The sequence below is a fragment of the Gorillibacterium sp. CAU 1737 genome (assembly GCF_039888655.1).
Taxonomy (GTDB): Bacteria; Bacillota; Bacilli; order Paenibacillales; family NBRC-103111; genus Gorillibacterium.
The window spans coordinates 611,293-618,853 of the sequence record NZ_JBDQQO010000002.1 but is presented as its reverse complement, the minus strand read 5'-3'; the positions used below and the strand labels follow the sequence as shown (position 1 = coordinate 618,853).

The following is a 7,561-nucleotide window of genomic DNA, read 5'->3' as shown; positions in this document are numbered from 1 at the left end:
ATGAGATTTCCCAATTAGTAAGACCCCTGGAAGACGACCAGGTTGATAGGTCCGAGGTGGAAGTGCGGCAACGCATGCAGCTGACGGATACTAATCGGTCGAGGGCTTATCCAACACAACACACCGTTAAGAATGTTTACTCGCGAGTTGCTTCGCATCCGGTTTTCAGGGAATGATCTTCCTTGAGAGACCTCGAATTTCGGGGTCCCCGAAAAGTATTCGGACTATGCTTCCGAGCATGGCTTCACTTTTTGGGGAGTTGGTTTGGTGATAATGGCGGAGGGGAACCACACGTTCCCATCTCGAACACGACCGTTAAGCCCTCCAGCGCCAATGGTACTTGGACCGCAGGGTCCTGGGAGAGTAGGACGTCGCCAAGCACAATGAAGTCTGCACATATTTTGTGCAGGCTTTTTTGTTATGTTCACATTCAAAAAGGGGATTCCCAACAAGGAAGATGGAAGAAAGCTCCTTCCATAGCGTACCTTGGAGAATTCCCTTTGACAGTAAGAACAGTGAATTGAAAAGGGCGAATTAACAGAAGTTTAGTAATCCTAAGAAAGGGTGCCTCTACGCTTGATCGGGAGGAGTGGTGCGGCTGCGCCGGGTCCGTTTGGCCGGGACGTTTGCTGCATTCTCGGGTACAGCTGATGCTGCTGCAGCTTCCGCCGCCGCCGTTTCAGCCGCGGCCGAAGGCTTCCTCCTGCTTCCGCGAGGGCGCTTGGCTGCAGGTTTCTGAGCAGATGCCCGATTAGCAGAAGCGGAAGCCGTTACATCCCCCTCCGCAACCGTTGTCTCCGCCGCTGCAGGCGAGCCTTCGGTGGATTCTGCATGGGCTGCCGCAGGTTTTCTGCCACGGGTGCGTTTTGGTTTTTCTGGCTTTGTCGGGGCTTCTGTTGCGGGAATAGCGGCGGATGCATCAGGTTCGCTAGCCGTACTCGCGGACTCTTCCTGAGCATTCTCCTCTTTCCCTGCAGGCTCCGTCGCTGCCTTCTCACTTGCAGCTTTCGCAGGGGCCCCATTGGCAGCTTCTTCTGCTTCTGACTTCTCTGCGGCTTGTTTAAGCTCCTCTCGGTTCTGCTCGGCCTCTACGGCTTCGGCTTGGCGAATGGATGGTTCTTCAAACTCCTCCGTTTCTTCCGGCGCAGGGAAGCCGCCAAGCAACGTGTCGAGCGCCCGGCTGTATTTTTTCATGCGATCTCTGTCTTTATCACTGCGTTTGCGTGTGCGAAGAGGGGACAAGTTGTCTTGAAGATCAAGAATTTTAACACGACGTGCAAGGGAATTCTGCTTGATGCGGAGAATAAAGTCCTCATACCGTTCTTTTTTGCGCCGCGATAAGGCGTCAATCGCCTCCACGATCTCGTCGGAAAACCCTTCCTTGCGAAGATCCTCCAAGGTGAGGTCCGTCTCTTCAATGGTGTCGTGGAGCACGGCTATGATCTGCTCCTCTTCGGTGAGGGCATTCAGCATCAGGCGAAGCGGGTGAAACAGGTAAGGCAAATTCCCTTTGTCCTTCTGTCCATCATGAAACTTAGCGGCCAGTATGATTGCACGGGTGAGCGTTGCCATGTCCCTTCATCCTTTCGACGCTTCAAAATGTGATTCTGTTTCTCATTGTCCCACATTATGGACAAGAAAGAAATCCGGTTTCGTTTCAAACGCCTTAATATGGGCTTAACAAATGCATGGCATACTAAAAAAGGATACCAATATGTCGAGAACGAGTCGAAACGGGTGGAACCTCATGAAATCAGAAGAGACGCTTCAAGAAATGTCCCGCTATATCAACCGGGAGCTCAGCTGGATCGAATTCAACCGCCGCGTGCTGGAGGAGGCCCAGGACAAGGATACCCCTCTTCTCGAAAAGGCGAAGTTTCTCGGTATCACCGCCTCTAACCTAGACGAATTTATGAGTGTGCGGGTGGCCGGACTGCTCGATCTGCAGAAGAACGGCTACAACAAAAAAGACTTTACGGGGTATGCCCCAACGAGCTTGCTGCGCCGCATTTTTAAACGGACGACCGGATTTGTGTCTGAGCAGTATAAGATGTACAAGGATTTAATCCGCCAACTTGCAAAGCATGGCATTCGCATTCATACGTTTGAAGAGCTAACACAGACTCAGCAGAAGGCAGCCAACCATTATTATCACCAAATTGTGTACCCGGTCCTGACTCCGATGGCGATTGATCAGTCGCGGCCTTTTCCGCTGATCAACAGCTTGGGGCTGTACCTTGCCGTCGTCCTTGTGCGTCATGAAGATGCAGCCAAGGAAGATGCTCCTCTGCATTTTGCTGTTGTGCGCGTGCCTCCGAACTTTTCACGGCTTGTGCCTGTTCCGACACGGGGGAAGGCGAAGGCGCATTTCATTTTTCTCGAGGAGCTCATGAAGGAGCATATCGAGACCCTGTTCAATGGCTATTCTCCGATTGCAGTTCATACCTTCCGGCTGACGCGCAATTCCGACCTGGCTCTCGATGAGGAAGCGGCGGAAGACCTTCTCGAAGAGATCGAGAAGGAGCTGCGCAAGCGCCGGTGGGGAACGCCGGTACGGCTTGAAGTGGAGAAGGGGATTCATCCCTACGCTCTGGAGCTGCTGATCGAAGAATTTGAAATCTCGTCCGAAGTGTTCGAGATCGATGGAGGCCCCTTGGACCTCAGCTGCATGACTCGCCTCCCCGATGGGGTCAAAGATAACACAAGCCTGAAATACCCGGAAGTTCAGCCGGTGTACCCGGCCGAATTCTTGGAAGAGGATTCCCTCTTTGAAGTTATTCGCAACAAGGATGTCCTCATTTATCATCCATACGAATCTTTTCAAGCGGTGAACGATTTCATTATTGAAGCCGCAGAAGACCCGCAGGTGCTTGCCATCAAGATCACCCTGTACCGAGTGAGCGGGAATTCCTTGCTGGTTCGGGCGCTGGAGAGAGCAGCGGAATACGGCAAGCAGGTCACGGTCGTATTGGAGCTGAAGGCTCGCTTCGATGAGGAGCGCAACATTGCCTGGGCCAAACGGCTGGAGAAAGCGGGCTGTCACGTCGTCTACGGCCTTGTCGGCCTGAAGACGCACGCGAAGGTCACGCAGATTATCCGGCAGGAAGAGGACGGCCTGCGTCGCTATATGCATGTGGGAACGGGCAACTACAACGAGAGCACCGCAAGGCTCTACACGGATGTCGGGCTGTTTACGTCGGATTCCGAAATTGGAGAAGATGCCTCCTCATTGTTTAATGAGATCACCGGCTTCTCCTCGGCTCCGCGTATGAACCAGCTTGTGGCCGCTCCGACCTGGATGTCACAGGAGTTTGCCCGACTTATTCAACGGGAGACCCAGAACGCACTCGCCGGTAAACCTGCTCGCATCATCGCCAAGGTGAACTCCCTGTCCAACCAGGAGATCATCGATCTGCTGTACGAAGCTTCCCAAGCGGGGGTACAGGTTGACCTGATCGTTCGCGGCGTATGCTGCCTGCGTCCGGGCGTTCCCGGGTTAAGCGAGCATATCACGGTTCGTAGTATCATTGACCGGTACTTGGAGCATTCCCGACTGTTTTATTTTGAAAACGACGGGGAGCCCGAGGCTTGGCTGGCGAGCGCCGACTGGATGACCCGGAACCTGACTCGCCGCGTGGAGGTCATGTGCCCGATCCGAAACCGCACCACCCGCGATATCCTCCTGCGCATCCTGAAGATGCATCTGAAGGACACGGTGAAGGCGCGGCTTCTGCAATCGAACGGGATGTACACCCGGCAAGAAGGAGAAGGCTCGGGCTTCCGCAGTCAGTTTGAAGCCTCCAAGATTAAATCGTGGAAAAAGCCCGGTCGACGAGCGTAAATTAAAGTGAAAAACCTCAGCCTCTCTGCGAAAATCACGCAGGAAGCTGAGGTTTTTATTTTTGCTTTTGCAGATCCAATCGTTTTTGTTCAAGATCGACGGCTGAGCTTAGGCTTACTCCGAAACCGAGAAACGAAGTGAGAAGCCCCATGTTTTTCGGAAGTCATCCGACAGCCTTCCGGCTTCCTCAAGCTCGGCTTCGGGATTACCCGAGCAGAGGAGCTCCATCATCGGGGCGCCATCCGATGTATGAATCTGAATGTCGCGAACAAGGCTTTGCCGTCCCGCATCGAGCGCCGTTGCCAGCTGAAGCAGAGTGCCAAGGGCTATCGCGGTCGATAGATCGGTCTCGGTGAGCAAGTCCTGATGCGCGAGATAAGCACGTCTGGATTTCTTTTTACCGGTATGAGCGGCGATCAAGGCAGCCAGCACAATTTCCCGGTGCTCCAGCCCGTTCAAACGGGCGTGTGTCATCCAGTAGAACGTATGCTGCGGGAAGGTGTAATAGTTGACGGACGTGCCGATTCGAAACAGCCGGGAGGCCGCGTAGAGGCTGCTTCTGGCCGAGGAACCGAGCCGGTGGTAGCCCTGCAGCCCGTCAAACAGCTGAAGCGACAAGCGATGCACCTGGTCCACATGAGCGGTCGTCTCGACGCCCGCATTGTGAAGCAGGATGCGGATGCTGTGGTCCAGCACATCGGTCACGAGCGGTTGCTCCGGGCAGGAGGTCTCGTAGTAGACCCCTTCGCGCAGCCCGGTGCCGCTGACGATGCAGGTCGACGCCCCGGTGTGCATGAGGGCGGTCTGCAGCAGGACGAGGCCCGGTACCAGAATGTCGGCACGATCTGCGTTCAGACCGTCAACCTTCAGCTTCTGGGCCAGGGTCATGGTGGCAAGCAGATCGATCGTCTCGTGAACGGTAATGAGCGGAATGCGATATTGATGCGTTAAAGGAAGCGAGTAGCCCGAGCGCTTTTGCGTCAGCTTGGCGAGGGTACGAACCGTCCCGCCAAGCCCGATCATCGGAAGGCCTGGATGCTGACGCAGCCAGGGCTCCTGCTCGAACAGGGTTTCGGCCATTACGCGAATGTCGCGAAGGCTCGCTTCATCGGTCACTCCATTCGGAGTAAAGCGCTTGGAGGTATTGACCGCTCCAAAGGGAAAGGAGACGGAGTTGACAATCTGGCGATCTCGAAAAAGGGTAATCTCCGAGCTGCCGCCGCCGATGTCGATGAGGAATCCGTCAGGAATCGCCATCGCGTTCATGACGCCGATGAAACCAAACCGCGCCTCGTCCTCATCGTCTGCAATCGAGATGGCGAGTCCGGTCTTCTCTAGCAAGGAGGCAACGACGTCCTCGGAGTTGGTTGCATTGCGGATGGCTGCCGTCGCAACCGCGCGGATAAAATCGGTTTGATGAGCTTCGCAGAGGGAACGGAAGTATAACAAGGTCTTGATCAGCTCATCGAGCTGGTCGAGCGGCAGGGAACCGTCCTTGGCTACTTTGTTGATGAGCCGGATGGTCTTCTTGTTTTCCTCTACGATGCGGTGTATGCCATGCCCGGCGTCCTCATAGAGCACGAGCCGGACGGAATTGGAGCCGATGTCGATAATGCCGAATAGCCGATTTTGGGTCATACGGGGTCCTCCTGTCCTCAAATTGCGATTGCTCCTATTTTAGCATGGAAGGGGGGCATCCCCAAACGGGTCTTCCACGAATTCTCAGGATTTTATAATGACCCCTTCCCATTTTTGAGGTAGACTAGTGAAAAAACGTCGTATGACATATTTCCTGCCATGTCGACAACCAGAAGCAAGGGAGGGTTCCTTACGAAATCATCGTTCATCAAATCGCTTGCCATCAGCTTGCTCGCACAAGTGCTGATCATGCTGGTGGTGCTTTACCCGCGACAGTTAAACACTTCCATTCAGGGATATGAGCTCGTTGTCTCTGGCACATCGTTCAACATTAGCAGTTACGCAGATTCGGTTACCTCCTTTTGGAGAAACGCTTGGGAGATGAAAAGCCTCGGGATTACCCGCTATGGAACAACGGTTGAGCATGATGTCGCGAATGCGATGGGAAGAAGCCTCTCGGTCATCGCCGGAGCATTTGTTCTCAGCGCGGTATTCGGCATTGGCAAAGGAATGATCGACCATCGCACATCGCGCAAGCAGAAGAGTGGCTGGGGCAGTGCTTCTTCTATGATCTTGCAGTCCATGCCGGACTTTCTCGCCATTCTGCTCATTGAATGGTTTGTGATCAACTACACACCGATTCGTTTCTTCGGTCATGTTGGCCTGGCCGGGTACCTGCTTCCGGTCCTTCTCGTCTCTATCTTTCCTATTCTATACATAGCTCGTGTGACGCACGCCGCCCTCGGAGCGAACGACGGTAAAATGTACATTACGGTCGCCAGGGCAAAGGGGTTGTCGGAAGGGCATATTTTTCGCCGACACATTTTTCGGAATGCAATGACCGCTATCGCAAGCCATCTCTCCCCTTTGTTCGTCTATCTGCTCTCGAATCTCTTGATGGTCGAGTATATGATGAATTATCCCGGTGCCGCGAAGAGACTGTATCTCGCGTTTGATTACAGCAAGTCCTTTGGTGTGGGAGCCCGGTACGAGCCTGGTGTTATTCTGGAGACGGCGTTTTGCTTCATGATTCTGATCCTCTTGGTCCAGTGGTTGGCGCTCGTGATCAGGTTTCGTCTTGATCCGAGGCCGGAAGGAGGGGAGCAGGAGTGAAGAACTCTCGCAATTGGTTTTTACGAATTGGACTTGCCTTGTTGCTTCTGCTGCTCTTCTTTATGTTCCTGGGTCCAGAGCTTCCCTTTGTGGATAAGACCTTAACACCGGTCCCAAGCCGCTGGACGGCTGATAAAAAGCTGGTTCTTCCCAAATACAAGCCATCCCCCGAAAATCCGCTCGGGTCGAACAAGAATGGAGTGGACAATCTCAGCATGTTGGTCATGGGCACAAAGGAAACGGTCTACTTGATTGTCACCATCGCCTTCCTGCGTTATCTGATCGGGGTTCCGCTCGGCTTGCTTGCCCGCAAAGGGAAAGGATTCTTTTCGTTTCTGGTGGCGGTATTGAACCAGACGTTCTCGTTCTTGCCTACGCTAATCTCGGCTGTCCTCATCCTTAGCGCACCTTTTCTGTTGTTCAGTGACCATCGACTCTTTTGGGTTTTGTTCCTGCTTGCCTTTATCGAGGCTGGGAGAGTCGCCGACCTTGTTGCCGTTCGAACGAGAGATTTGACTCGCGAGCCTTATATGGAGGCAGGCCGGGTTCTCGGACTCAGCTCATGGAGAATGATCAAAAATTATTACTTACCGGGTTTGCTTCCTGAAATCATCGTTGGATTTACGCTGGATGTCGGCAAGGTGATGCTCTTGATCGGTCAGTTGGGCGTGCTCAGCATCTTCATTACACAGGACTGGATGGAAACGGGCTATTATTTCAAGGAGTTTGTTGATAAAAGCATCAATTGGGTCGGTATACTGGCTGCAAACCGGGCGGATATTTTCATGGGGAAATTCTCGTTCATCTTCTATCCGGCACTTGCTATCATGTATGTAGTATTGACCTTCAACTTAATAGGAGAAGGCTTGCGCGTTCGTTATCTCAGTAAGCGGCGGGCGGTGTAACCCGCCAGGAGGATTTTTAAACACACTCCAGACAAGCAAAAGGGCAGTTCCATCCGCGAAATGA

At 53.5% G+C, this 7,561-nt stretch carries 5 protein-coding genes and 2 rRNA genes; 5 read left to right on the top strand and 2 right to left on the bottom strand.

The window, feature by feature from the left end; genetic code table 11:
- Together AAFN83_RS07420 and rrf are read left to right on the top strand one after the other, a co-directional pair.
- Positions 1–114, top strand: a 23S ribosomal RNA gene (locus AAFN83_RS07420); the annotation flags it as partial.
- A 149-nt stretch (positions 115–263) separates the two neighbouring features.
- Positions 264–380 (top strand): 5S ribosomal RNA (gene rrf, locus AAFN83_RS07415).
- Between the two features lie 190 nt (positions 381–570).
- Here the strand turns inward: rrf and AAFN83_RS07410 are convergent.
- On the bottom strand, positions 571–1,572 hold the full coding sequence (locus tag AAFN83_RS07410) for a magnesium transporter CorA family protein (RefSeq protein ID WP_347768246.1): 1,002 nt from the start codon (positions 1,570–1,572) through the stop codon (positions 571–573).
- A gap of 175 nt (positions 1,573–1,747) precedes the next feature.
- Here AAFN83_RS07410 and ppk1 point away from each other — a divergent pair, with 175 nt between their 5' ends.
- Positions 1,748–3,841, top strand: coding sequence for a polyphosphate kinase 1 (gene ppk1, locus AAFN83_RS07405; protein WP_347768245.1), 2,094 nt, complete (start codon positions 1,748–1,750; stop codon positions 3,839–3,841).
- A 114-nt stretch (positions 3,842–3,955) separates the two neighbouring features.
- Here ppk1 and AAFN83_RS07400 read toward each other — a convergent pair whose 3' ends face one another.
- Complete coding sequence (locus AAFN83_RS07400; protein ID WP_347768244.1) at positions 3,956–5,479, bottom strand: Ppx/GppA phosphatase family protein; 1,524 nt, start codon at positions 5,477–5,479, stop codon at positions 3,956–3,958.
- Between the two features lie 159 nt (positions 5,480–5,638).
- On the opposite strand from AAFN83_RS07400, the gene AAFN83_RS07395 reads away from it, so the two are divergent.
- Both AAFN83_RS07395 and AAFN83_RS07390 read left to right on the top strand, forming a co-directional pair.
- Positions 5,639–6,592, top strand: coding sequence for an ABC transporter permease subunit (locus AAFN83_RS07395; protein WP_347768242.1), 954 nt, complete (start codon positions 5,639–5,641; stop codon positions 6,590–6,592).
- Positions 6,589–7,497, top strand: a complete 909-nt coding sequence (locus AAFN83_RS07390; protein ID WP_347768240.1) for an ABC transporter permease subunit — start codon at positions 6,589–6,591, stop codon at positions 7,495–7,497. The genes AAFN83_RS07395 and AAFN83_RS07390 overlap by 4 nt, the downstream gene beginning before the upstream one ends.
- Positions 7,498–7,561 lie beyond the last annotated feature (64 nt).

Excerpts from the sequence above, each read along its gene's own strand:
- AAFN83_RS07410 (WP_347768246.1), bottom strand. The coding sequence starts at position 1,572 with ATGGCAACGCTCACCCGTGCAATCATACTGGCCGCTAAGTTTCATGAT.
- ppk1 (WP_347768245.1), top strand. The coding sequence starts at position 1,748 with ATGAAATCAGAAGAGACGCTTCAAGAAATGTCCCGCTATATCAACCGG.
- AAFN83_RS07400 (WP_347768244.1), bottom strand. The coding sequence starts at position 5,479 with ATGACCCAAAATCGGCTATTCGGCATTATCGACATCGGCTCCAATTCC.
- AAFN83_RS07395 (WP_347768242.1), top strand. The coding sequence starts at position 5,639 with ATGTCGACAACCAGAAGCAAGGGAGGGTTCCTTACGAAATCATCGTTC.